We start from the raw sequence: 24,651 nt of genomic DNA, 5'->3' as shown, positions 1-24,651 counted from the left end.
AAGATGGCGCTGATTACCCTGAGACAACTTCTCGACCACGCCGCCGAGCATGGCTATGGCGTGCCCGCCTTCAACATCAACAACATGGAGCAGGGGCTGGCCATCATGGAGGCCGCGAAGGCCACCGATGCGCCGGTGATCATCCAGGCGTCGCGCGGGGCGCGGTCCTATGCCAATGACATCATGCTGGCCAAGATGATCGAGGCGCTGGCGGCGATCTATCCCACGATCCCGCTGTGTATGCATCAGGACCATGGCAATGACGAAGCCACCTGCATGACGGCGATCCGCCATGGCTTTACCTCTGTGATGATGGACGGCAGCCTGATGGGGGATGCCAAGACCCCCGCCAGCTATGACTATAACGTCCAGATCACCGAGCGGGTGGCGCGGATGGCGCATTGGGTGGGCGCCAGCGTTGAAGGCGAGCTGGGGGTTCTTGGGTCACTGGAAACCGGCGAGGGCGAGGCCGAGGATGGCCATGGCGCCACCGGCAAGCTGGACCATTCCATGCTGCTGACCGACCCGGATCAGGCGGTGGATTTCGTCGCCCGCACCGGGGTGGATGCGCTGGCCATCGCCTGCGGCACCAGCCATGGCGCCTACAAGTTCAGCCGCAAACCCACCGGCGACATTCTGGCGATGTCGGTGATCGAGGCGATCCATGCCCGGCTGCCCAACACCCATCTGGTGATGCACGGCTCCTCCTCTGTGCCGCAGGAATTGCAGGACATCATCAACGAGAACGGCGGCGAGATGCCGCAAACCTTTGGTGTGCCGGTGGATGAAATCGTGCGCGGCATCCGCCACGGCGTGCGCAAGGTCAATATCGACACCGATTGCCGCATGGCGATGGCCGGGCAGTTCCGCAAGATTGCCATGGCCAACCGGCGCGAGTTTGACCCGCGCAAGTTCCTCAAACCGGCGATGGACGCGATGCGCGACCTGTGCCGCGACCGGCTGGACGCCTTTGGCGCTGCCGGAATGGCCAGCAAGATCAAGGTCATCGCAATGGATGACATGGCCCGGCGCTATGCGAGTGGCGCTTTGAACCCGGCGGCGCAGACCGCCAAAGCAGCCTGAGGGAGGGCAAGAAGATGGCCGATGGCAACAAGACCGAAATCACCGACAAGAAGCAGCGCTACAAGGCGGGCGTGCTGAAATACGCGCAGATGGGCTATTGGGACGGCGACTATCAGCCCAAGGACACCGACCTGTTGGCGCTGTTCCGCATCACCCCGCAAGAGGGGGTGGACCCGATCGAAGCGGCGGCGGCGGTGGCGGGCGAAAGCAGCACCGCGACCTGGACCGTGGTCTGGACCGACCGTCTGACGGCCTGCGACCAATACCGCGCCAAAGCCTATCGGGTGGACCCGGTGCCGGGCACGCCGGGGCAGTATTTCTGCTATGTCGCCTATGACCTGATCCTGTTCGAGGAAGGCTCGATTGCCAACCTGACCGCCTCGATCATCGGCAATGTGTTCAGCTTCAAACCGCTCAAGGCGGCGCGGCTTGAGGATATGCGCCTGCCGGTGGCCTATGTGAAAACCTTCCGTGGCCCGCCGACCGGGATTGTGGTGGAGCGGGAGCGGCTGGACAAGTTCGGCAAGCCGCTCTTGGGCGCCACGACCAAGCCCAAGCTGGGGCTTTCCGGCAAGAATTATGGCCGGGTGGTCTATGAGGGGCTGAAGGGCGGTCTCGACTTCATGAAGGATGACGAGAACATCAACTCGCAGCCCTTCATGCATTGGCGCGACAGGTTCCTTTATGTGATGGAGGCGGTCAATCTGGCCACGGCGCGCACGGGTGAGGTGAAGGGCCATTACCTGAACATCACCGCCGGCACGATGGAAGAGATGTATCGGCGGGCCGAATTCGCCAAGTCGCTGGGATCGGTCATCGTGATGGTGGACCTGATCATCGGCTGGACCGCGATCCAGTCGATTGCCGAATGGTGCCGGGCCAATGACATGATCCTGCACATGCACCGCGCCGGGCATGGCACCTATACCCGCCAGAAAAACCACGGGATTTCCTTCCGCGTCATCGCCAAATGGCTGCGGTTGGCGGGGGTGGACCATCTGCATTGCGGCACCGCCGTGGGCAAACTGGAGGGTGATCCGCTGACGGTTCAGGGCTTCTACAACGTCTGCCGCGAGACGCGGAACGACGTGGACCTGCCGCGCGGCCTGTTCTTTGAACAGGACTGGGGCGACATCAAGAAGGTGATGCCGGTCGCCTCGGGTGGCATCCATGCCGGGCAGATGCACCAGCTTCTGAGCCTGTTCGGTGACGATGTGGTGTTGCAGTTCGGCGGCGGCACCATCGGCCATCCGATGGGCATTCAGGCGGGGGCCACCGCCAACCGCGTGGCGCTGGAAGCGATGGTTCTGGCCCGCAACGAAGGCCGCAACATCGACGTGGAAGGCCCGGAAATCCTGCGGGCCGCCGCCAAGTGGTGCAAGCCGCTCGAAGCTGCCTTGGATACCTGGGGCAACATCAGTTTCAACTATACCTCGACCGACGCCTCGGACTTTGTGCCGACCGCCTCGGTCGCCATGTGAGGAGGCAAGAATGCGTGTGACCCAAGGCTGCTTTTCCTTCCTGCCCGATCTGAGCGATGCCCAGATCAGCGCTCAGATCGACTATTGCCTGTCGAAGGGCTGGGCGATCGGGGTGGAATACACCGACGACCCCCATCCCCGGAACACCTATTGGGAAATGTGGGGCCATCCGATGTTCGATCTGCGCGACGCCAAGGGCGTGATGATCGAGCTGGACGCCTGCCGCAAGGCCGAGCCGGAGGCCTATATCCGGCTGGTGGCTTTTGACAGCACCCGGGGGTTTGAGACCGTGACGATGAGTTTCATCGTCAACCGGCCCAAGGTGGAACCGGCCCTGACGATGAGCCGGACCGAGGTGGACGGGCGGTCGATCCGCTATACGCATCAGCTGGTGCGCTGAAACCGGGCGGGAGGGCCGCATCGGCCCCCCGCACCCCCTTTGCCCAAAGGCCGGGCCGTCAGACATGGGAGAACACGGCCATGAGCCAGATGATTGATCTGCAAGCAGAATTCGAGGCCTCGGGCGCGCGGGAGGTGTTGGAGGCGCTGGACGCCGAGCTGATCGGGCTGGCCCCGGTCAAGGCGCGCATCCGCGAGACGGCGGCGCTGTTGCTGGTGGACCGGGCGCGGCGCTCGCTGGGGCTGGCGGCGCAGACGCCGACGCTGCACATGAGCTTTACCGGCAATCCGGGCACCGGCAAGACCACGGTGGCGCAGATGATGGCGGGGCTGCTGCACCGCCTTGGCTATGTGCGCAAGGGCCATCTGGTGAGCGTCACCCGCGACGATCTGGTGGGCCAGTATATCGGCCATACCGCGCCCAAGACCAAGGAGGTGCTGAAGCGCGCCATGGGCGGCGTCTTGTTCATCGACGAAGCCTATTACCTTTACCGGCCCGACAATGAACGCGATTACGGGCAGGAGGCCATCGAAATCCTGTTGCAGGTGATGGAAAACAACCGCGACGATCTGGTGGTGATCCTTGCGGGTTACGCCGACCGGATGGCGCTTTTTTACAACTCGAACCCCGGATTCCGCAGCCGGATCGCGCATCACATCGACTTTCCCGACTACGGCGAGGACGAATTGGCGCGGATCGGCGAGGGCATGATGGAAGCGCAGAATTATGTGCTGAGTGAGGGTGCAAAGGCCGCGCTGGCAGAGTATATCGCGCTGCGTCGGGTGCAGCCGCAGTTTGCCAATGCCCGTTCGATCCGCAATGCGCTGGACCGGGCACGGCTGCGGCAGGCCAACCGGCTGTTCAGCCGGGGGGGCGTGGTCGAGGCCGCCGCCCTCTCGACCATCGAGGCCGAAGATATCAGGGCCAGCCGCGTCTTTCACGGCGGGCTGGAGACCGCGCGCAAGGGAGATGCCGCATGACGTTCGACCGCCGTATCAAGATCGCCCCGTCGATCCTGTCCGCCGATTTCGCCAATTTCGGCGCCGAGTGCCGCGCGATTGAGGCCGAGGGCGCCGATTGGGTGCATGTCGATGTAATGGACGGGCATTTCGTGCCCAACATCACCTTTGGCCCGGCGACCTGTGCCGCGATCCGGCCGCATATCAAGGGGGTGATGGATGTTCACCTGATGATTGCGCCGGTGGACAGCTATCTTGAGGCGTTCGCCAAGGCCGGGGCCGATGTGATCACCGCGCATCTGGAGGCCGGGCCGCATATTCACCGCACGCTGCAAGCCATTCGCGGGCTTGGAAAAAAGGCGGGGCTGGCGCTGAACCCCGGCACGGGGCTGGACGCCGTGGCGCATCTGCTGGATATGGTCGATCTGGTCTGCGTGATGACGGTAAACCCCGGGTTCGGCGGGCAGAAATTCATCGAAAGCCAGGTGGCCAAGACCCGCGCCCTGCGCGCGATGATCGGCGACCGGCCGATCCATATCGAGATTGACGGCGGGGTGACGGTGGAGACCGCACCTCTGGTCGCGGCGGCGGGGGCGGATGTGCTGGTGGCCGGTTCGGCGGTGTTCAAGGGCGGTTCGGTCAGCAATCCCGCCCCTTACGGCGCCAATATCCGCGCCATCCGCGCCGCAGCCGAAGCGGTGGCGGTCTGATGGTTGCGGTGGTTTTCGATCTGGACGGCACGCTGATCCATTCGACGCTGGACATTCAGGCGGCGGTGAACCGGATGCTGGTGGGCGAGGGGGCAGAGCCCTTGGACCTTGCGGCGGTTACCTCTTTCGTCGGCAACGGCCTGCCGAAGCTGGTGGAGCGGGTGATTGCGGCGCGGGGCCTGCCTGCGGGCGACCATGCCCGGCTGACCAAGGTGACCTTGGGGTATTACACCGAGGCGCCGAGCGCGCTGACCCATCCCTATCCGGGGGTGATCGCGGCGCTGACGGCGCTGACGGCGGCGGGGCATCGGCTGGGCATCTGCACCAACAAGCCCGAGGTGCCGGCGCGGGCGATTCTGGCCGATCTGGGGCTGGCGGGGTTCTTTGCCTCGGTCGTGGGGGGTGACCGGCTGACGCTGCCGAAGCCGGACCCGGCGATGCTGCATCTGTCAGTGGCCGAACTGGGTGGCGGCACGGCGGTTTTCGTCGGCGACAGCGAAGTGGATGCCGCCACCGCCGAAGCGGCGGGCCTGCCCTTTGCGCTTTACACCGAAGGTTATCGCAAATCGCCGGTGGCCGAGATGCCGCATGACGCGGCCTTTGCCGATTTCGCCGAGCTTCCCGGCGTTGTATCGCGGCTTGCGGCCCGGCTTGCGGCATGAGCGGGCTGGCCGCGCTGATCTTTGATGTCGATGGCACGCTGGCCGAGACGGAAGAGGCGCACCGCGCGGCCTTCAACGCGGCTTTTGCGGCGGCTGGACTGGGCTGGCACTGGTCGATGGCCGATTACGGGCGGCTGTTGACGACGACCGGCGGCAAGGAGCGGATGGCGCGCTGGCGCGAGGAGCGTGGCAGCGGACCGTCGGACGCCACGATTGCGGCGCTGCATGGCGAGAAGACGGCGCGTTATGCGGCGCTGATGGCGGGCGGCGGGCTGATGGCGCGGCCCGGGGTGTTGGCGCTGGTGGCAGCAGGGCGGGCGGCGGGGCTGCGGCTGGCGGTGGCGACGACGACCAGCCCCGGCAATGTCGAGGCGCTGACGCAGGCGCTCTGGGGCCGGGCGGCGGGCGATGTGTTCGACGTGGTCGCGGCGGGCGATGAGGTGGCGGCGAAGAAACCGGCGCCGGACGTTTATGCGCTGGCCTTGCGGCGGTTGGGCCTGCCTGCCGCGGCTGCGCTGGCGTTTGAGGACAGCCGGAATGGGGTTTTGTCGGCGCGCGCGGCCGGGCTGCGGGTGGTGGTGACGCCTTCGGCCTATACGGCGGGCGAGGATTTTGCGGGGGCCTCTGAGGTGCTGGCGGATTTGACGGGGTTTGATCTGGCGCGCTGGGGGTGAAGGGGCAGGGGGAGCGCCTTTGGCAGGCCCCGGAGGGGTTTTGCACCCCTCCGGCGCTTCGCAGGGTCTTCGCTGCAAGGGCAGCACCCTGCTCGCACCCGCAGGATATTTGTGGAGAGAGGATGAAGGGGGCGTTTGTTCAGTTCATCGGCGCCCCGCCTTCGGCCTTGCGGCGGGTGACATAGGCGGTGAGGGCCTCGTCAATGCCGGGGTCGAGGGCGGGGGCCTGATATTCGGACAGCATCTGTTTCCAGATCGTGTTGGCGCGTTCGCGGGCCTGAATGCTGCCCCGGTCAATAAAGGTGGTGTGATTGTCCCAGTTCGACAAAAGCGGGCTGTAGAAGGCGGTTTCATAGCGGCTCATTGTGTGATCGGCGCCGAAGAAATGGCCGCCCGCACCGACATCGCGGATGGCTTCGACGGCAAGGCTGGCCTCGTCCACCGGGATCGGGGTGAAATAGGCCAGCATCATCTGCAACATCTCGGCATCAAGGATCAGCTTTTCAAAACTGGCGGTCAGGCCGCCGTGCAGCCAGCCTGCGGCATGTTCCACCAGATGCGCCCCGCCCATCAGCGCCCCCCAAAGCGCCATCTGCGATTCGTAGGCCGCCTGCGCATCCACCTCATTCGCCGCCGTCACGTTGGAGGAGCGGAAGGGCACGCCGATATGCCGCGCCAATTGCCCGGAAGCCTGGGCCGCCTTGGTATATTCCGGCGTGCCGAAGGCGGGCGCGCCCGAGCGCATGTCCACATTCGAGGTGAAGCCGCCATACATCACCGGCACCCCGGGCCGCACGATCTGCGTCAGGGCGATGCCCGCCAGCGCCTCGGCATGTTGCATCACGAGGGCGCCGGCGAGGGTGACCGGGCTCATGGCGCCGGCAAGGGTGAAGGGGGTGATGACATTGACCTGCCCGTGTTCGGCCATGGTCACCAGCCCCTCGGCCATGGGAATATCAAGCTGAAGCGGCGAGTTGGTGTTGATGATGCCCAGAAGCGCGGGGCGGTGGGCAAGATCGTCCACCGTGCAGTTCAGGCTGATGGCCGCCAGTTCGATGCCGTCGAGGGTGCGGGCGCGGCCCAGCGTCTCGGTCTGCCAGTTCTTGTCGGAAAGCCGGATCTGGGCAAGGAAACAGTCGAGATAGCGGGTGTTGGCAGGCAGATCCATCGGCTCGAACGGGGTGCCGCCGATCTGGTGCAGCACGTTCAGGCTGTGGGTCAGTTTCAGGTAGTCGCACATCTCGGCATGGGTGCCGCCCCGGCGGCCATGGTCATTGTCCATCACATAGGCCGGGCCGCCGACCGAGGCGAAAACGCAGTCATTGCCGCCGAATCGCAGGGATTTCAGCGGGTTGCGCGCGGCAAGGGTGAAGGTTTGCGGCACGGTGGCCAGACATTCGGCAATCAGGCCGGGGTCAAGGCGCACGGTCTCGCCGGTGAACTTGGCCCCGGCGCGGGCGAATAATTCGCGGGCGCGGGGTTCCAGCACGGCCATGCCGATTTCGGACAGCACGCGCAGGGCGGCGGCGTGGATGGCGGCGATATGGTCATCGGACAGCACGGCGATGGGCGCATAGGGGCGCGACACCTGCCCGAAGGGCGGCTGCTGCAAGGTGCCGGTCGTGCGGGCGGGGCGGCTGCGCTTGCTCATCTCAGACGCTCCTGTGGGAGGGGATTTCGCGGCGAAAGACGCCGGGGGGCGGGCCGCCGAAATTGCGGGCAAAGCGGTGGGCAGAATGCACCGCATCGGCGATGGAGGAGGGTTGCAGGCAATCGCCCACCCGTTCGGCGGCGATGCCAAGGGCGGCAAGATCGCGGTGCAGATCGTCCACCGGCAGGCGTCCGGTGACAAGGATCAGCGTGCCGCAGGTGACCGCGCGCGCGGCGCCGGTATAGGCGCAGGCGAGGTCCACCGCGTCGTGGTTTTGGCCGGTCAGCAGGCTGGAAAGCTCCAGCCGCACGCCCAGATGCAAGAGCCGGGCCTGCACGAAACCCTGTTCATCGGTCAGCGCGGTCCAGCTTGAGGCGGTGGCATGGGGGGTGACCAGCGTCACCTCATGCCCCGCCAGCCGCAGCTTTTCGGCCAGCGCGCCGCCCATGAAGTAATGCTCGTCATCGAAGATCACCACGGGGCCGGTGACCGGCGCCCCGGCAAAGATGTCATCGGGGGTCAGGGCGGCGGGCAGGGGCAGCGGGTCCATGTTCACCACGCCAATCCCGTCGCGGCGCCAGCGCGATCCGGTGGCCAGCACGACATGATCCGCGCCGAAATCGGCAATGTCGGCGGCTGTCATGGCGCTGCCGGGGAAGACCTGCACATTCGGCAGTTTGCCGATCATATGCGCCCGCCAGTCGCGCACCCTGATCCAGGTGGACAGGCCCGGCAGGCTGCTTTCGCGCAGGATGCGGCCGCCAAGGCGGGTTTCGCGCTCGGCCAGCGTCACTTGCAGCCCCCGGCGGCCCAGCGACAGCGCCGCCTCAAGCCCCGCCGGACCGCCGCCGACCACCAGAACGCTCGCCGGTTTGGCGGGGGCAATACGCTCGGGGTGCCAGCCTTGCCGCCATTCCTCGGCAATGGTGGGGTTCTGGGTGCAGCGTAGATGCGCGCCCTCGTTATTGGCGGAGCGGCAGATGTTGCAGCCGATGCATTCGCGGATTTCATCGGCCCGGCCTTCGCGGATTTTCGCGGGCAGGAAAGGGTCGGCGATCGAGGGGCGGGCGGCGCCGATGAAATCCTGAATGCCGCGTTTGATCTGACTGACCATGGTTTCGGGCGAGGTAAAGCGGCCGACCGAGACGACGGGTTTGGTCGTCAGGCTTTTGACAAAGGCAACCTGCGCCTCTTGATAGCCTTCGGGGCTGAAGCGGGCGGATTTGCTGTCATTGCCAAGGGCGCCCGCCACGTTCACATCCCAAAGGTCGGGCAATTCGGCCAGCATGGCCACCACATCGCGCCCCTCGCCTTCACTGGTGATGCCGCGGGGCCCGTGGAGTTCATCGACCGCAAGGCGCAGGGCCACGGCGCAGGTGTCGCCCACGGCGTCCTTGGTATCCTCGATCATCTCGCGCAGCAGGCGGGCGCGGTTTTCCAGAGGGCCGCCATAGGCATCGCCCCGGTCGTTCGAGCGGCGCGAGAGGAATTGCAGCGGCAGATAATCATGCCCGGCATAGACATAGATGATGTCGAACCCGGCGCGTTTCGCCCGCAGCGCCGCGTCGCGCTGCCATTGGCGGAAGGCGCGGATATCGGACAGGTCCATCGCCCGGGCGGTGGTGGGCAGGTGGAACATGGCCGGTTGCACATTGGGCGCAAGGCCGGGCAACCGCGTCATCCGGTTCGATGCATGGGCGCCGCCGTGCCAAAGCTCGATCCCGGCCAAGGCTCCGTGGGCGTGGATGGCGTCGGCGGTGGCGGCAAGGGGGGCGATGTCGCCATCGTCCCAGAGGGTGAGAAAGCCATAGGGGCTGTCATCCGAGGAGGGGTGGATCGAGCAGTATTCGGTGCAGACCACGCCCCAGCCGCCCTCGGCCTTGACGCCACGCAGGGCGGCCCCGGCTTGCGGGCGCTGCCAGCCAAGGCCGGTGGCATGGGGTGTCTGGTAGAAGCGATTGGGTGCGGTGACTGGGCCGATGCGGACCGGCTGAAACAGGATGGCATGGGCGGGGTCCATGCCCGGGTCTGCGCCGGGTTCCGTTTGGGGAGTCATCGCGGCCTCATTGTTGAATGATTGTATAGTAGTCAGCGGTGCTTCTTTGCGTCAAGGCTGCTGAAAACCAGTTGCGGGAGCGCAAAGGCTGCGCCATCCTGCCTGCAATACTCTTGCATGATCGTTCAACAGGGCAGCGCCATGGCCGAGACCCGCACCACCTTTCCCCACCCTGTCAGCGTGATTGAAACGCTGTGGCTGATCCTGGCCGATGGCGCGCGGCTGGCGGCCAAGGTCTGGCTGCCGGAAAGTGCCCTGCAGGGGGCGCCGGTGCCGGTTCTGCTGGAATATCTGCCCTACCGGCTGCGCGACGGCACCCGCACCCGCGATCAGGGGCTGCATATGTATGTGGCGGGGCATGGCTATGCCTGCGTCCGGCTGGACATTCGCGGCACCGGCGACAGTGACGGCATCATCACCGACGAATATTCGGTGCAGGAGCAATTGGACGGGGTGGAGGCGATTGCCTTGCTGGCCGTGATGCCGTGGTGCGACGGTCAGGTGTCGATGATCGGGATAAGCTGGGGCGGCTTCAACGGCTTGCAGATTGCCGCGCGGCAGCCGCCTGCGCTGCGGTCTGTCATTACGGTGGGGTCCACCGATGACCGCTATGCCACCGATATCCACTGGATCGGCGGCTGCCTGTCGAAGGATAATTTCGACTGGTCTTCCACCATGTTCGCAGGCAACGATCTGCCGCCCGATCCGCAGGTGGTGGGGGACCGCTGGCGCGAGATGTGGCAGGCGCGGCTTGAAGCGAACCGGCCGTGGATTCTGGACTGGTTGCAGCATCAGCGGCGGGATGCGTATTGGAAACAGGGTTCGGTTTGTGAGGATTTTTCGGCGGTCAAGGTGCCGGTCTATGCCGTCAGCGGCTGGGCCGACAATTACTCCGAAGCGGTGCCGCGCCTTCTGGCGGGGCTGTCGGGGCCACGTCTGGGGCTGGTCGGGCCTTGGGCGCATAGCTTTCCGCATGACGTGACGGTGGAGCCTGCCATCGGCTGGCTGCAAGAGGTGGTGCGCTGGCTGGATCACTGGATGAAGGGGGTGGATACCGGCATGATGGACGGCCCGATGTATCGGGTCTGGATGCAGGACAGCCTGCCGCCGCAGACCTGCTATGCCGCCCGCCCCGGGCGCTGGGTGGCCGAGGATATCTGGCCCTCGCCGCGCATTCAGGCGCAGCGGCTGGCGTTGGGTGCGGGCGGGGTGCTGGGCGGGTCGGGGCAGGGGGAGGCGCGTATCTGCTCGCCGCTTTGGGTGGGCTTGGGCGCGGGGGAGGTCGGGCGTTATGGCGGCGATGCCGACTGGCCCGGCGATCAGCGTGAGGATGATGGCGGTTCGCTGGTGTTCACCGGGGCGCCTTTGGCGGAACGGGTGGAGATTCTGGGCGCGGCGCGGCTACATCTGCGGTTCAGCAGCGACAGGCCGCAGGCGCTGGTCGCGGTGCGGCTGAACGATGTGGCGCCGGATGGACGGGTGGCCCGGGTGGCGCTGGGCGTGCTGAACCTGACGCACCGCGACAGCCACGAACATGCGACGGCGCTGGAACCGGGCCGGGTCTATGATGCGGTGGTCGATCTGGACGATATCGCCCACGCCTTTCCGCCGGGGCACCGGATGGCGGTGTCGCTCTCTACCACTTACTTTCCCATCGCCTGGCCCTCGCCGGAACTGGCGATGCTGACGGTGCATCTGGGCGACAGCGCGCTGGAGCTGCCGGTCCGCCCGCCGCGCGCCGAAGATGCCGCGCTGCCGGCGTTCGGCCCGGCGGAAGAGGCGCCGCAGACCCCCAGCATCGCCCATGAGGTGCCGCAGGCGCCGCGCCGGCAGGTGACGCGCGACCTGCTCTCGGGCCGGATGCAGGTGGATTTCCCGCGATGGACCTATGCCAAGACCATGCCCGACATCGGCCAGACCCAAAGCTCGGTCGGGATCTGCCGCCATCTGGTGGTGGACGGTGACCCGACAAGCGCCGAGATGACCACGGATTACCTTGTGGAAATGGCCTTTCCCGGGGTGACGATCCGGCACCATTCGCGCGGGCGGATGTCTTGCACCGCCATGCATTTCCGCATCGAAATGCAGCTTGAGGCGCATGAGGACGGCAAGCTGGTCTTTGCGCGGCACTGGGATGAGGAGATTGCGCGTGACATGGTCTGAGGTGCCCGCCGCGCCGAAATACAGCCGCCTGACCCCGGAGCAGCGACAGGCGGCGCTGATTGCGGCAGGGCTGGCCTGTCTGGCGCGGGGCGGCATTCTGGAATTCACCATCGACAACATCTGCCGCGAGGCGGGGGTGTCGCGCGGGCTGATCACCCATCACTTCGGCTCGAAAGATGGGCTGATGGTGGCGATTTATCGCAGCATGTATCACAGGCTGCATCAGGGGATCGAAGCGCCGACGCCCGAGGCGCCACCGGGCGCGCGGCTGCGGGCGATGGTCGAGACGATCTTTGCCCCGGAATTGTTCAGCCGGGAAGAGCTGAACATCTGGCTGGCGCTCTGGGGGGAGATCGTCAACAACCCCGCGCTGAAGCGCGAACATCGCCGGCAATATGCGCGCTATCTGCGCAATCTTGAGGCGGTGCTGGCCGAGGTGGTCGCGGCGCGGGGGCTGGTGCTTGAGGTCAGGCCGCTGGCGCAAATGGTGATTGCGCTGGTGGACGGGTTGGGGCTGGAACGCTGCATCGAGCCGCGGCTGCTGTCGCCGCGGGCGGCGCGCGACATTTGCCTGTCCACGCTCGAGGCGGTTCTGGGGCCGCTGGACGGGCGCAAATAGGCCCCGGCAAAGAAAAGACCCCCGGCGCGGAACGCCGGGGGTCTTGGTTGGTCTGAAGATGCCTCAGACCAGATCGAAACGGTCGAGGTTCATCACCTTGGTCCAGGCGGTGACGAAATCGGTCACGAACTTGGCCGTGCCGTCGTTCTGGGCATAGACCTCGGCCAGCGCGCGCAATTGCGAGTTCGAGCCGAAGACCAGATCAACCCGCGTGCCGGTTGCCGTCACGGCGCCGGTGGCGCGGTCGCGGCCCTCATAAAGGCCGGGCGCATCGGGAACCGGGCGCCAGACGGTGCCCATATCCACCAGTTTCGCAAAGAAATCGGTGGTGAGCTGGCCCTTGCGGCTGGTGAAGACGCCATGGCTGCTGCCATCGGCATTGGCGCCCAGCACCCGCAGGCCGCCGACCAGCACGGTCATTTCCGGCGCGCTGAGGGTCAGAAGCTGCGCGCGGTCCACCAGCATCGCTTCGGCCGAAGTGGCATAGTCCTTGGGCTGCCAGTTGCGGAAGCCGTCAGCCTGCGGCTCAAGCGCTGCAAAGCTTGCGGCGTCGGTCTGCTCTTGCGTGGCATCGGTGCGGCCGGGGGCAAAGGGCACCTCAACCGCATAACCGGCGGCCTTGGCGGCGGCTTCCACCGCGGCCGAGCCGCCCAGCACGATCAGATCGGCCAGCGAGACCTTCTTGCCGCCCGCCGCCTTGGCGTCGAACCCGGCCTTGATGCCTTCCAGCACCGCCAGAACGCGGGCCAGTTGCGCGGGCTGGTTCACCGCCCAATCCTTTTGCGGCGCAAGGCGGATACGGGCGCCATTGGCGCCGCCGCGCTTGTCCGAACCCCGGAAGGTCGAGGCCGAGGCCCATGCGGTCGAGACCAGTTCGGAGACCGACAGGCCCGAGGCCAGCACTTCGGCCTTGAGCGCCGCGATATCGGCGGCGTCGATCAGCGCATGGTCGCGCGCCGGAACCGGATCTTGCCAGATCAGGTCTTCGGCGGGCACTTCCGGGCCGAGATACAGCGCCTTCGGCCCCATGTCGCGGTGGGTCAGCTTGAACCACGCCCGGGCGAAGGCATCGGCAAAGAGGGCCGGGTCTTCCAGATAGCGCCGGGCGATCGGGCCATAGATCGGGTCAAACCGCATGGCGAGATCGGCGGTCGTCATCATCGGGCGATGGGTGATCGAGGGATCATGCGCATCGGGGATCATGTCTTCAGGTGCCGTATCGCGAGACAGCCAGATTTGCGCGCCCGAGGGGCTGCGCGTCAGTTCCCATTCATACTGGAACAGCACCCGCAGATAGCCCATGTCCCATTTGGTCGGGTTGGGTTTCCAGGCGCCTTCGATGCCCGACGAAGTGGTGTGGATGCCGTGGCCGGTGCCAAAGCTGTTGGCCCAGCCCAGACCCATCTGCTCGATCGGGGCGCCTTCGGGATCGGCGCCGACAAGGGCGGGGTCGCCCGCGCCATGGGCCTTGCCGAAGGTGTGGCCGCCGGCGACCAGCGCCACGGTCTCGGCATCATCCATCGCCATGCGGCCAAAGGTCTCGCGGATGTCGCGGCCCGAAGCCACCGGATCGGGCGTGCCGTCGGGGCCTTCGGGGTTCACATAGATCAGGCCCATCTGCACCGCAGCCAGCGGGTTTTCCAGATCACGCTCGCCGGAATAGCGGCTGGCGGTATTGGCCGGATCGTTGCTGGCGATCAGCCATTTGTCCTCGGACCCCCAGTAGATATCCTCTTCCGGTTCCCAGACATCGGCACGGCCGCCGCCAAAGCCGAAGGTCTTGAAGCCCATCGATTCCAGCGCGACGTTGCCCGCAAGGATCATCAGGTCGGCCCAGGACAGGGCATTGCCGTATTTCTGCTTGATCGGCCAGAGCAGGCGGCGGGCCTTGTCGAGGTTCACGTTGTCCGGCCACGAGTTCAGCGGCGCAAAGCGCTGCGTGCCGGTCGAGGCGCCGCCGCGCCCGTCGCCGGTGCGGTAGGTGCCCGCCGAGTGCCAGGCCATGCGGATGAAGAGGCCGCCGTAATGGCCCCAATCGGCCGGCCACCACGGCTGGCTGTCGGTCATCAGCGCGGTCAGGTCGGCCTTGACGGCGGCCAGATCAAGCCCCTTGAACGCCTCGGCATAGCTGAAGCCCGCGCCCATCGGATTGCCTGCCGGGCTGTGCTGATGCAGCACGCGCAGGTTCAACTGGTTCGGCCACCAGTCGCGGTTGGAGCGGCCCGCAAAGGTCACGCTGGGGTTGGTGCCGTGCATCACCGGGCATTTGCCGGCTGCGGTGTTTCCGTCCATGGGGCTCTCCTTCAAGGGCGCTGTCATCACGCCGGGGCAACCGATTCCGGCTGCGGCGCGGTCAGTCTGGAATCCTTCTAACATAGCGTCGCAATTGGTTTAAGTTGCATTTTCTGATGCAGGCGATAAGGCGCCCTTATCATTTGGGACGGCGATGCTCTTGCCAGATCACGGCAAGACCCGCTGCCGAAATCACGGCGGCCCCGGCAAGCACCATCGGACCGGGTGCCTCTTGGAAGACGAAAAAGCCCACCAGCAGCGCCACCAGCATCGAGGCATAGTCGAAGGGCGCCACGACCGAGGCATCGGCATGGCGATAGCTGGTGGTCAGCAGAATCTGGGCCGCCCCCCCGACCACCCCGGCCAGCACCAGCGCCAGCGCATCGCCCGGCCCGGGCACCACCCAGCCGAAGGGCAGGGTGACCAGCGACAGCGCCAGCGAGGTGACCGAGAACCAGAAGACGATAACCGGCGTGCGGTCGCTGCCCAGAAGCTTGCGGACAAAGACCTGTGCAAGTGCGGCAAAGACCGCGCTGCCCAGAACCAGCATCGCCCCCAGCGCGTGGGCCAGCGCCTCGGGCCCGTCCACGCCGACCGAGAGCCGTGGTGTCAGCACCAGAAGCACGCCGCCGAACCCCGCCAGCACCGCCAGACCGCGCGCGAGCGGCACCTTTTCATCCAGAAACATCGCGGCGAAGATCACCGTCAGCAAGGGCGCGGCATAGCCGATGGCCGTCACCTCGGGCAGCGGCAGATAGCCAAGCCCGGCAAATCCCAACCCCATGGAAACCCCGCCCATCACCCCGCGCCACAGATGGCCAAAGGGGGCCGCCGGGCGCAGGCCCAGCCGGAACTCGCGCTGCCAGACCAGCCAGAGCAGGATCACCGGAATGGCAAAGGCCGAGCGGAAGGCCATCGCCTCGCCCGGGGGCACGCGGGCCGCGGTTTGCTTGATCAGCGCCTGCATCGCCACGAACAGCAGCACCGACGCCAGTTTGAGCGCGATGCCACGCAGGATAAGGCTTTGCGGTTGGGTCATGGGCGCTCCGGGTGCGGACGGGATTGCGATATTACAAATGCGTTGCAACTTTACATGTTGCGGTGTTAGCTGATGGCAGCCCGCAAGGAAAGCCTGTTGCCCATGCCGCCGATCCGCATTGCCCTGATTGCCGATGACCTGACCGGCGCGCTGGATGCCGCAGCGCCCTTTGTTGCGCAGGGTCTGGCGGCGGCTGTTGCGACCGGGCCAGAGGGGCTGGCGCGGGCGATGGCCGAGGGGCTGCCGGTGGTGGCCGTCTCGCTGGGCAGCCGCGAGGGGACAGAGGCCGAGGCGGCGGCGCGGGCAACGGCGGCGGCGCGGCAGCTTGCCGGGGCGGAGTGGCTGTTCAAGAAAATTGACTCGCGGCTCAAGGGCCATGTGGCGGCGGAACTGACGGCGGTGGCCGCGGCACGCGGGGCGGGACGCGCGCTGCTTTGCCCGGCGATCCCGGCGATGGGGCGGGTGGTGCGGGGCGGCGCGGTCGCGGGCTTTGGCGTGGCAGAGCCCATCCCGCTGGCGCCGGTCGTGGCGGCCAGCGGGCCGGCCGTCACCGCGCCGGATGCGGTTTCGGATGCCGACCTTGACCGGGCTGTCATGACGGCAGAGCCCGGCACGGTTCTGGCCGGGGCGCGGGGCCTTGCCGCCGCCCTTGCGCGGCGGCTGGGCGGCGGGGTGGTGGTGCCACCCCAGCCGCGCCTGCCCGGCCCGGTGGCGCTGGCCGTGGGGTCGCGCGATCCGATCACGCTGGCGCAGGTGGCGGCGCTGCGGGCCGCGCGGCCCGGGCTGGCCGTTACCCCGGCGCCGGATGGCGCGGCGCCGCCCTTTGCCGGCCGGGGCGACACGCTGTTGCTGGCGGTGCCCGGTCCGGGCGCCGATGGTGCCACGGTTTCCGCCCGCCTTGCCGCTGCCTTTTGCCGCGACCATCTGCCGGGCCGGGCCGCCCTTTTGCTGACCGGGGGCGAGACGGCTTCGGCGGTGCTGGCGGCGATGGGCGTGCAGGCATTGCACCTTCTGGGCGAGGTGGCCGAGGGGCTGGCCCTGTCCCGCCCGCTGGATTTTCCCGATGCACCGCTTATTGTAACCAAATCGGGTGGTTTCGGCGCGACAGATGCGCTGGTCCGGCTGATGCCGCAAGAGACGCCACAGGATACGGGGCAGGAATGATGAACCGAGAGCTGACCGATCTGGCGGGGCGCGGGGCCGAAGCGGCGGACCGCCCCCGCTCCATGCTCTTGGCCGATGTGGTGCATGACCGTATCCGCCGCGCCATCGCCAATGGCGAATATGGTGCCGACGAACGGCTGCCGGGCGAAAATGCGCTGGCCGAGCGGTTCGAAGTGTCGCGCCCGGTGATCCGCGCCGCGCTGAAACGGCTGCGCGATGAGGGGCTGATCGTGTCGCGGCAGGGGGCGGGCAGCTTCATTTCGGCCCCGGTGGCGCCCAAGCCGCTGGCCTTTCAGCCGCTGGAAACCATCGCCGACCTGCAACGTTGCTATGAATTCCGGCTGACGATCGAACCGGCGGCCGCCGCTTTTGCCGCCAGCCGCCGCGGCGAGGCCGATCTGGCCGAGATCGAGACCTGCCTGCAGGTGATGCGCGACGCGACCGAGCGGCGCAACCACCGCGAGGATGCCGATTTCGGCTTTCACCTGTCGATCACGGCGGCGGCGAACAACCAGTATTTCGAAACCTCGATGCGGGCCTTGAAGGAACATATCGCGGTGGGGATGAAGTTTCACGGCCTGTCCTTGCAGACCGTGCGCGGCGGGCTGGACCACGTGCTGGAAGAGCATGACGCGATCTTTCGGGCGATCCGCCGGGGCGAGGCGGAGGTGGCGCGCGAAACCATGCTGCGCCATGTCACCGGCTCGCGCGACCGGCTGTTCGAGGGGCGGCTTCTGGACCTGTCCTCGCGGCGCTGAGGGGCGGCTCTGGCCGCCCCCTTGCCGGGTTCAGAACGCGGCGCTGTAGATGTCCAGCACCTCACCCACGCTCATGTCGCGCGGGTTGTTGTCCATCAGGCGGCGGATGGCATGGGCTTCGCTGGCCCAGAGCGGCAGGTCGGCCTCTTGCGCGCCAAGCGCCGAAAGCCGCATCTCCACCCCCAACCCGGCGCACCAGCGCGCGGCATCTTCCAGCAGCGCCGCGGCACTGTCGGACCGCAGCCCCAGCGCGCCTGCGATTTCCGCCGTCTTCGCCCCGGCCACCGGCTGATTGAAGGCCAGCACATGCGGGAAGATCACCGCATTGGCCAGCCCATGCGGCAGTTTCAGCCGCGTGCCTAAGGGATAGGCCAGCGCATGGCCCGCCGCCGTGTTCACCGGGCCAAGGCAGATGCCGCCGTAATAGGCCGCGAGCAGCAGCGCCGCCCGCGCCTCGGCATCGCCGCCATCAGCCACGGCGCGCGGCAGGTATTTCGCCACAAGGCCGAAGCCCAGCCTTGCATAATTGTCGATCAGCGGATGCGCCTTGCGGTTGGTGAAGGCTTCGACGCAATGGGCCATGGCATCAATGCCGGTGGCGGCGGTCACCGCGGGCGGCACGCTCATCGTCAGGTCGGGGTCGAGGGCCACCATGTCGGCCATCAGATGCGGGCTTTCGACCGCCACCTTGTTCAGCGTGGCTGCATCGGTGACCAGCGCCCGGATGCCCGCCTCGGACCCGGTGCCTGCGGTGGTGGGCACCAGTGCCAGCGCGTTCTGGCGGCCTGAAACCTTGTTCGGCCCGATCACCTCGGACAGCACCTGCCCGCCGCGCAGCACCGTCACCAGCTTGGCCAGATCCATCACCGAACCGCCGCCGAAGCCCACCACCAGATCGGGGGCCGCTGCGCGGGCGGCCTCAAGCGCTGCGGCAAGGTTGGCGGTGTCGGGCTCGGGTTCCACCCCGTCAAAGACGGTGATCTGGCCGGGCAGGTGCAGCCGGTCGATCAGCGGTGCCACCACCTTTTGCGTGAGCACCAGAATGCGGGAAAATCCCTCTGCCGCCGCCCATTCGCCCACGGCGGCGGCGGACCCGGCGCCATAGTCGAACCGGCGCGGCTGATAGAGGCGGAGGGGGCGGGCATGATCGCTCATCACAGGGCTCCGGCGGTGGGGGCGGTCAGCGCCGCGAGTTGCGGGGCCAGTTCGGCCAGTTCGGCAGGGGTCAGCGGCACCAGCGGCGGGCGGGTGCGGGTCCAGCCGGCATCGCCGTGCAGATGGGCGACCATGGCCTTGATCGTGGGGATCTGGACGTAGGAATTCGACAGGTTGCGCCAGGCGTTGATGCGGTCCTGCGCGCGGGCGACCGCCTCGGCCTGCGAGGGGTCATTGGCGCCGCGGAACACCGTTGCCAGATCGCGCGCCACGATGTTCGAGGTGGCGGTGATACAGCCCGCGCCGCCCATCTGCATCAGTGGCAGAAGTAGGGGGTCGGCCCCGGCCAGCACGGCGAAACCGGGGAAGCGTTCGATCATCGCCTGCATATTGTCCAGCTTGCCTGCGGAATCCTTGATGCCCACCACGATCTGCGGGAAGGCGGCGCGCAGCCGTTCGATCAGGTCAAGGCTGATCGGCAGGCCCGACATCTGGGGAATGTGGTAAAGGATCACCTGAAGCCGGTTGTCGCCCACCCCTTCGATGATGCGGGAATAGGCGGCATAAAGCCCCTCGTCGCTGACGCCCTTGTAGTAGAAGGGCGGCAGCATCACGACGCGGTTCACCCCCACCGACAGCGCGTGGCGTGTCAGCTCCACCGTTTCGGGGATATTGGCCAGCCCGGTTCCGGGCATCAGTTGGTCGCCCCGGATACCTGTGGCCAGCGCGGCCTCGACGATCCCTTTGCGTTCAGAGGAGGAGAAGGAATTCGCCTCGCCCGTGGTGCCCAAGAGGGCGATGCCGGAGCAACCTTCGTCGATCAGCCAGCGGCAATGCGCGGTGAAGGCGGGCAGGTTGGGGGAAAGGTCGGCGTTCACCGGGGTGGCAGAGGCGCAGAAGACGCCGGAAACGGGAAAGTTCATGCAGGCACCTTCGGATGTGCGACCAGTTGCGCGCCATAGGCCAGCGCGTGGTTCAGGTTGGTGTTGTTGGCGATGCCCTTGCCCGCGATGTCAAAAGCGGTGCCGTGATCGACCGAGCAGCGGTCAATCGGCAGCCCGACCGAGACGTTCACGGCAGTATCGAAGGCCACCAGCTTGATCGGGATATGGCCTTGGTCGTGATACTGCGCGATCACCAGATCGAAGGCGCCGTTATAGGCGCGGTGATAGACGGTATCGGCGGAAATCGGGCCCTGAACGTTGATGCCCTCGGCCTGCGCCTGTGCGACGGCGGGGGCAAGGAAAGTATCATCCTCGGTGCCGAACAACCCACCTTCGCCGCAATGCGGGTTGATCCCCGCCACCGCGATGCGCGGGTTTTCCACGCCAAGGCGGCGGAAATGCGCATGGCCCTGCCGGATGGTGGCCAGAACCCGCTCCACCGTGGCCCGCCCGATGGCATCGCGCAGCGAGACATGGGTGGAGACATGGATTACGTTCAGCCGCTCGGACGCCAAGAGCATCCATGAGGATTTCGACCCGGTGAGCGAGGCGAGCATTCCGGTATGGCCGTCATAATGATGCCCGGCGGCATTGAGTGCCGCCTTGTTGATGGGGGCGGTCACGATGCAGCCGATTTCCCCCGCCTGCGCGCCCTTCACGGCGGCTTCGATGAAGCGGAAACACGCCTCGCCGCAGCGCGGATCAAGGGTGCCAAAGGCGGGCAGGGCGCCCGGAATCTCGGTGTGGTGGATGTCGAGCGTGGTGAGGTCCAGCCCGGTTTGCAGCACGGCTTCGGCGGCGGCAAGGCTGCCCCGGTGGCCATAAACCCGGATGCCAGCCCGCGCGCCCGCATCCATGGCGGCCAGCGACTTGACGATGATTTCCGGCCCGACGCCCGCAGGGTCGCCCATGGTGATGCCGAGAAGGGGTTTGGTCATGCCGATACGGGCTCCCAGTTGGTGGTGGTGGCCGAGGTGACGGCGTGACAGGCAACGCGGTGGCCCGGGGCCACCTCGCGCAGCGGCGGAACCGTGGCGCGGCAGGTGTCGCGCGCCAGCGGGCAGCGGGTATGGAACCGGCAGCCGGAGGGCGGGTTCAGCGGGCTCGGCACCTCACCCTGCAACCGTTGCCGGGTCTGCGCCGCATGGGGGTTCGCCTCGGGCACCGCCGACAGGAGCGCGCGGGTATAGGGGTGCAGCGGCGTGGCGAACAGCGCCTGCGCCGGGGCCAGTTCCGCCAGACGGCCCAGATACATCACCCCGACCCGGTCGCTGATATGGCGGACCACGGCAAGGTCATGCGCGATGAAAAGGTAGGTCAGCTTGTATTTCTCTTGCAGGTCCAGAAGCAGGTTCAGGATCTGCGCCTGAACCGAGACATCCAGCGCCGAAATCGCCTCGTCACAGACGATGAAGCGCGGCTCGCAGGCCAGCGCCCGGGCGATGGCCACGCGCTGGCGCTGCCCGCCCGAAAGCTCATGCGGGTAACGGCTGGCGAAGCGTTGCGACAGGCCGACATCGGCCAGAAGCCGGGTCAGCCGGGCGGGAAGTTCGGCCTTGGTGGCAAGGCCATGGAACAGGATCGGTTCCGACAGCGCCTCGCCAATCGTCATGCGGGGGTTGAGGGTGGAGTAGGGGTCTTGAAACACGATCTGCAAATCGCGGCGGAAGGGGCGCATCCCGTCTTCGTCCAGCGTGGCAAGGTCGGTGCCCTTGTAGATCACCCGCCCGCCGCTGGGCCGTTGCAGGTTCAGGATGCAAAAGCCGGTGGTGGATTTGCCGCAACCGGATTCGCCCACCAGCGAAAAAGTCTCGCCCTCGATGATATCGGCGGTGAAATCGTCCAGCGCGTGAACCGAGGCCGCCTTTTCGCCAAAGGCGCCCATGCGGATGTCGAAGCGCTTCTTCAGGTTTTCGATGGTGATGAGAGGGGCGTTCATGCGGCGGCCTCGCTTTGGCCAGTGGTGACGATGCAGGCGACGCGGTGGCGCGGGTCGCTGCCGGGAACCGCCGTCAGGCGCGGCACGGCGGCGGAACAGGCGGCAATCGCCAGCGCGCAGCGCGGCGCAAAGGGGCAGCCCGGCGGGCGGCGGCCCGGCTCGGGCGGGGTGCCGCCGATGGACGGCAGGCGCGACATCGGCTGATCGGTGAGGGTGGGGAGAGAGCCGAGCAACCCCCGGGTATAGGGGTGGCTGGGCTTTTCGAAGATGGTGGAGACCGGCGCATCCTCGACCACGGTTCCGGCGTAAAGCACCGCGATCCGGTCAGCCAGCCCGGCGATCAGCGCAAGGTCATGGGTGATCCAGACCACCGCCATGTTCAGCCGGTCTTTCAGTTCGCGCACCAGATCGACGATCTGGGCCTGAATGGTCACGTCCAGCGCCGTTGTCGGCTCATCCGCGATCAGAAGGCGCGGCGAGCCGGCAAGGCCGATGGCGATCATCACCCGTTGCCGCATCCCGCCCGAAAGCTCATGCGGATAGGACATCAGCCGGTCGCGGGGCGAGGGGATGCCGACCAGTTCCAGCAATTCCCCGGCGCGGGTCAGGGCGGCGGGTTTCGCCATGCCGGTCTGATAGATCAGCGCCTCGGCGATCTGGTCGCCGATCCGCATCACCGGGTTCAGGCTGGTCATCGGGTCTTGAAAGATAAAGCCGATCTCGGCCCCGCGCAGCTTGCGAAGTTCACGCGGCGACATCTTGAGCAGGTCCGCCCCGCCGAATTGCGCCGTGCCGCCGGTGGCCTTGATCCGGTTCGGCAAGAGGCCCACCAGCGACAGCATGGTCAGGCTTTTGCCGCAGCCCGACTCGCCGACGATGCCCAGGCTTTCGCCCTCGTTCACCACCAGGTCGATGCCATCCACCACCCTTGCCGGGCCGGTGTCGCGGGCGATGTCGATGGTCAGCCCCTTGATGTCCAGAAGCGCGGTCATTTCTGCCCCTTCGGGTTAAGCGCGTCGTTCAGACCGTCGCCAAGGAAGTTGAAGGCCACCGTCACCACCGCCAGCACGGCGGCAGGCGCCACCAGAAGGTGGGGGTAATTGGTCCAGACCCGCAGCCCGTCGGAAATCATGTTGCCCCAGCTTGGCGTGGGCGGGTTGACCCCGACGCCGAGGAAAGAGAAGGCGCTTTCCAGCACCATCGCCGTGCCAAGCCCGGCGGAAACCGCCACGATCAGCGCCCCCATCGCATTGGGCAGCACATAGCGCATCAGGATCAGCCGGTTGGTCAGCCCCAGCGCGCGGGCCGCCGTCACATAGGGCCGGTTGCGGATCGACAGCACCTGCGCGCGCACCAGCCGGGCATAGGGCGGCCACGAGATGATCGCCATGGAGCCGAAGACCAGCGCAAAGTCGATGATGGCCCCGTTACGCCAGATCGGGTTCATGGTTGCCAGATAGCGGGCTTCCATCCACAGCGTGATCGGCTGCTTCAGGCTGGCATTGATCACCACCACAAGGAGGAGTTGCGGCACCGACATGGTCATGTCGGTCACCCACATCAGCACCTTGTCGAAAGTGCCGCCGTAAAACCCGGCGATGGCGCCCAGCAGCACCCCGATGGCCAGCGCGATGGCCGTGACCAGCACCGCCACCAGAAAAGCCGTCCGCGCGCCGTAGATCACCCGGCTGGCAACATCGCGGCCCAGATCATCGGTCCCGAAGGGATGCGACAGCGAGGGGGCGAGGTTGCGGGCATCCAGGTTCTGCGACAGGAAATCATAGGGCGTGAGCCAGGGGCCAAAGGCGGCAAAGATCACCAGCACGGCAATCACGCCAAGCCCCGTCAGCGCCAGCTTGTTGCGCCGCAGCCGCTTCCACGCATCGCGCCACAGCGACGAGGGGCGTTCGTCTTCGATTTGGGTGGTCACACTCGACATCAGCGAGCCTCCTTCTGATCGGCGGCGCGCGGGTCAAGCAGGGGATAGAGCAGATCGACAAGCAGGTTCGAAGCCATGACAAGGAAAGACCCGATCAGGGTGATCGCAAGGATCACCGGGAAATCCGAATTGGTCAGCGCCGAAACCGTCAGCCGCCCCAGCCCCGGAAGACCGAAGACCAGTTCGACAAAGATGGCGCCGTTGACGATGGTGATCATGATCAGCCCCAGTTGGGTGACCACGGGCGTCAGCACCGGGCGCAGGATATGGCGCAGCGCCACCACATGCTCGGGCACGCCTTTGGCGCGGGCGGTGCGGACGTAATCTTCGTTCATCACCTCGATCACGGCGGCGCGGGTCTGGCGCAGGATCAGGGCGATCGGCTGGAACGACAGCACGATCAGCGGCAGGATGATCTTGACGCTGAACACCCCGCCCCAGCCGTAGGGGACGGACCCTTTGGGCAGGAAGACCAGCAGAATGACCATCAGAAGCGGCCCCGCCACATAGGCCGGAATGGCCCAGAGCGTGACGGCGGTGCCAAGGATCGTGTAGTCCAGCCGGCTGTTCTGGTTCATGCCGGCAATCATGCCCAAGGGGATCGCCACCACGGCGGTGACCACGATGGCGCAAAGCCCCAGCATCAGCGAGACCGGCGCCGCCGCCGAAACCATGCCCCAGACCGAGCGGCCCGAGGTCAGCGAATTGCCGAAATTGCCCTGCACAAGGTTCAGCATGTAACTGCCGAACTGCACAAGGAAGGGCCGGTTCAGCCCGGCCTGATCGCGGATCGCCTCGATCTTGGACGGGTCATAGGCCACATCGCCCGGCGCACGCAGGAAGATCAGCTTGATCGGGTCACCGGCGCCGTAAAAGGCCAGCGCATAGACCCCCAGCATCACCAGAATGACAGAAGGTATCCACAGCAAAAGCCGTCGCAGAACATAGGCCAGCATGGCGCAT

General features: G+C 66.6%; 22 protein-coding genes. 11 read left to right on the top strand and 11 right to left on the bottom strand.

Annotated features, from left to right (window positions below; translation table 11 throughout):
- Positions 1 to 3: 3 nt before the first annotated feature.
- The 7 genes from fba to HS053_RS05485 all read left to right on the top strand — a co-directional run bounded on the left by fba (position 4) and on the right by HS053_RS05485 (position 5,969).
- Positions 4 to 1,083 carry a class II fructose-bisphosphate aldolase gene (gene fba / locus HS053_RS05515; protein WP_174210216.1) on the top strand — a complete coding sequence of 360 codons (1,080 nt, stop codon included), beginning with the start codon at positions 4 to 6 and terminating at the stop codon, positions 1,081 to 1,083.
- A 14-nt stretch (positions 1,084 to 1,097) separates the two neighbouring features.
- Entirely contained in the window at positions 1,098 to 2,564 is a 1,467-nt protein-coding gene (locus HS053_RS05510) for a form I ribulose bisphosphate carboxylase large subunit (RefSeq protein ID WP_174210215.1), read from the top strand.
- A gap of 10 nt (positions 2,565 to 2,574) precedes the next feature.
- Complete coding sequence (locus HS053_RS05505; RefSeq protein ID WP_174210214.1) at positions 2,575 to 2,964, top strand: ribulose bisphosphate carboxylase small subunit; 390 nt, start codon at positions 2,575 to 2,577, stop codon at positions 2,962 to 2,964.
- A gap of 80 nt (positions 2,965 to 3,044) precedes the next feature.
- Positions 3,045 to 3,944, top strand: coding sequence for a CbbX protein (gene cbbX, locus HS053_RS05500; RefSeq protein WP_174210213.1), 900 nt, complete (start codon positions 3,045 to 3,047; stop codon positions 3,942 to 3,944).
- Positions 3,941 to 4,633, top strand: a complete 693-nt coding sequence (gene rpe, locus HS053_RS05495; RefSeq protein WP_174210212.1) for a ribulose-phosphate 3-epimerase — start codon at positions 3,941 to 3,943, stop codon at positions 4,631 to 4,633. The genes cbbX and rpe overlap by 4 nt, the downstream gene beginning before the upstream one ends.
- The gene (gph, locus tag HS053_RS05490) at positions 4,633 to 5,295 is read left to right on the top strand and encodes a phosphoglycolate phosphatase (RefSeq protein WP_174210211.1); all 663 of its coding nucleotides are present in this window, start codon (positions 4,633 to 4,635) and stop codon (positions 5,293 to 5,295) included. The genes rpe and gph overlap by 1 nt, the downstream gene beginning before the upstream one ends.
- Positions 5,292 to 5,969: an HAD-IA family hydrolase gene (locus HS053_RS05485; protein ID WP_174210210.1), complete on the top strand. Its 678-nt coding sequence runs from the start codon at positions 5,292 to 5,294 to the stop codon at positions 5,967 to 5,969. The genes gph and HS053_RS05485 overlap by 4 nt, the downstream gene beginning before the upstream one ends.
- Positions 5,970 to 6,108: 139 nt before the next feature.
- Here HS053_RS05485 and HS053_RS05480 read toward each other — a convergent pair whose 3' ends face one another.
- Together HS053_RS05480 and HS053_RS05475 are read right to left on the bottom strand one after the other, a co-directional pair.
- Positions 6,109 to 7,620, bottom strand: coding sequence for a trimethylamine methyltransferase family protein (locus tag HS053_RS05480; protein WP_174210209.1), 1,512 nt, complete (start codon positions 7,618 to 7,620; stop codon positions 6,109 to 6,111).
- Between the two features lies 1 nt (position 7,621).
- Positions 7,622 to 9,676, bottom strand: coding sequence for an oxidoreductase (locus HS053_RS05475; protein WP_241699761.1), 2,055 nt, complete (start codon positions 9,674 to 9,676; stop codon positions 7,622 to 7,624).
- 117 nt (positions 9,677 to 9,793) lie between these two features.
- Between HS053_RS05475 and HS053_RS05470 the strand changes: the two genes are divergently transcribed.
- Together HS053_RS05470 and HS053_RS05465 are read left to right on the top strand one after the other, a co-directional pair.
- A complete protein-coding gene (locus tag HS053_RS05470) occupies positions 9,794 to 11,839 on the top strand; it encodes a CocE/NonD family hydrolase (RefSeq protein ID WP_206677582.1) in 2,046 nt (681 codons plus the stop codon).
- Positions 11,826 to 12,458: a TetR family transcriptional regulator C-terminal domain-containing protein gene (locus HS053_RS05465; RefSeq protein WP_174210208.1), complete on the top strand. Its 633-nt coding sequence runs from the start codon at positions 11,826 to 11,828 to the stop codon at positions 12,456 to 12,458. Before HS053_RS05470 ends, HS053_RS05465 begins: the two co-directional genes overlap by 14 nt.
- Before the next feature lie 63 nt (positions 12,459 to 12,521).
- Here the strand turns inward: HS053_RS05465 and katG are convergent, their stop codons facing one another.
- Complete coding sequence (gene katG / locus HS053_RS05460; RefSeq protein ID WP_174210207.1) at positions 12,522 to 14,750, bottom strand: catalase/peroxidase HPI; 2,229 nt, start codon at positions 14,748 to 14,750, stop codon at positions 12,522 to 12,524.
- 139 nt (positions 14,751 to 14,889) lie between these two features.
- Positions 14,890 to 15,789 carry a DMT family transporter gene (locus HS053_RS05455; RefSeq protein ID WP_174210206.1) on the bottom strand — a complete coding sequence of 300 codons (900 nt, stop codon included), beginning with the start codon at positions 15,787 to 15,789 and terminating at the stop codon, positions 14,890 to 14,892.
- A gap of 72 nt (positions 15,790 to 15,861) precedes the next feature.
- On the opposite strand from HS053_RS05455, the gene HS053_RS05450 reads away from it, so the two are divergent.
- Both HS053_RS05450 and HS053_RS05445 read left to right on the top strand, forming a co-directional pair.
- Positions 15,862 to 16,953 carry a four-carbon acid sugar kinase family protein gene (locus HS053_RS05450; RefSeq protein WP_174210205.1) on the top strand — a complete coding sequence of 364 codons (1,092 nt, stop codon included), beginning with the start codon at positions 15,862 to 15,864 and terminating at the stop codon, positions 16,951 to 16,953.
- The gene (locus tag HS053_RS05445) at positions 16,950 to 17,711 is read left to right on the top strand and encodes a FadR/GntR family transcriptional regulator (protein WP_241699759.1); all 762 of its coding nucleotides are present in this window, start codon (positions 16,950 to 16,952) and stop codon (positions 17,709 to 17,711) included. The genes HS053_RS05450 and HS053_RS05445 overlap by 4 nt, the downstream gene beginning before the upstream one ends.
- A gap of 30 nt (positions 17,712 to 17,741) precedes the next feature.
- On the opposite strand, the gene HS053_RS05440 is transcribed toward HS053_RS05445, so the two are convergent.
- From HS053_RS05440 to HS053_RS05410, 7 genes are read right to left on the bottom strand one after another with little or no spacing between them, the layout of a single operon-like run.
- Positions 17,742 to 18,866, bottom strand: coding sequence for an iron-containing alcohol dehydrogenase (locus HS053_RS05440; RefSeq protein ID WP_174210204.1), 1,125 nt, complete (start codon positions 18,864 to 18,866; stop codon positions 17,742 to 17,744).
- Positions 18,866 to 19,789, bottom strand: a complete 924-nt coding sequence (locus tag HS053_RS05435) for a dihydrodipicolinate synthase family protein (protein ID WP_174210203.1) — start codon at positions 19,787 to 19,789, stop codon at positions 18,866 to 18,868. Before HS053_RS05435 ends, HS053_RS05440 begins: the two co-directional genes overlap by 1 nt.
- Positions 19,786 to 20,748: a 4-hydroxythreonine-4-phosphate dehydrogenase PdxA gene (gene pdxA, locus HS053_RS05430; RefSeq protein ID WP_174210202.1), complete on the bottom strand. Its 963-nt coding sequence runs from the start codon at positions 20,746 to 20,748 to the stop codon at positions 19,786 to 19,788. Before pdxA ends, HS053_RS05435 begins: the two co-directional genes overlap by 4 nt.
- Positions 20,745 to 21,749, bottom strand: a complete 1,005-nt coding sequence (locus HS053_RS05425; RefSeq protein WP_174210201.1) for an ABC transporter ATP-binding protein — start codon at positions 21,747 to 21,749, stop codon at positions 20,745 to 20,747. The genes pdxA and HS053_RS05425 overlap by 4 nt, the downstream gene beginning before the upstream one ends.
- A complete protein-coding gene (locus tag HS053_RS05420) occupies positions 21,746 to 22,741 on the bottom strand; it encodes an ABC transporter ATP-binding protein (RefSeq protein WP_174210200.1) in 996 nt (331 codons plus the stop codon). Before HS053_RS05420 ends, HS053_RS05425 begins: the two co-directional genes overlap by 4 nt.
- Positions 22,738 to 23,688: an ABC transporter permease gene (locus HS053_RS05415; protein WP_174210199.1), complete on the bottom strand. Its 951-nt coding sequence runs from the start codon at positions 23,686 to 23,688 to the stop codon at positions 22,738 to 22,740. The genes HS053_RS05420 and HS053_RS05415 overlap by 4 nt, the downstream gene beginning before the upstream one ends.
- On the bottom strand, positions 23,688 to 24,644 hold the full coding sequence (locus tag HS053_RS05410; protein ID WP_174210198.1) for an ABC transporter permease: 957 nt from the start codon (positions 24,642 to 24,644) through the stop codon (positions 23,688 to 23,690). Before HS053_RS05410 ends, HS053_RS05415 begins: the two co-directional genes overlap by 1 nt.
- Positions 24,645 to 24,651 lie beyond the last annotated feature (7 nt).

The sequence above is a fragment of the Tabrizicola fusiformis genome (assembly GCF_013328815.1).
In the GTDB taxonomy this organism is placed as follows: domain Bacteria; phylum Pseudomonadota; class Alphaproteobacteria; order Rhodobacterales; family Rhodobacteraceae; genus Fuscibacter.
This window is presented reverse-complemented; position numbering and strand designations above follow the sequence as displayed.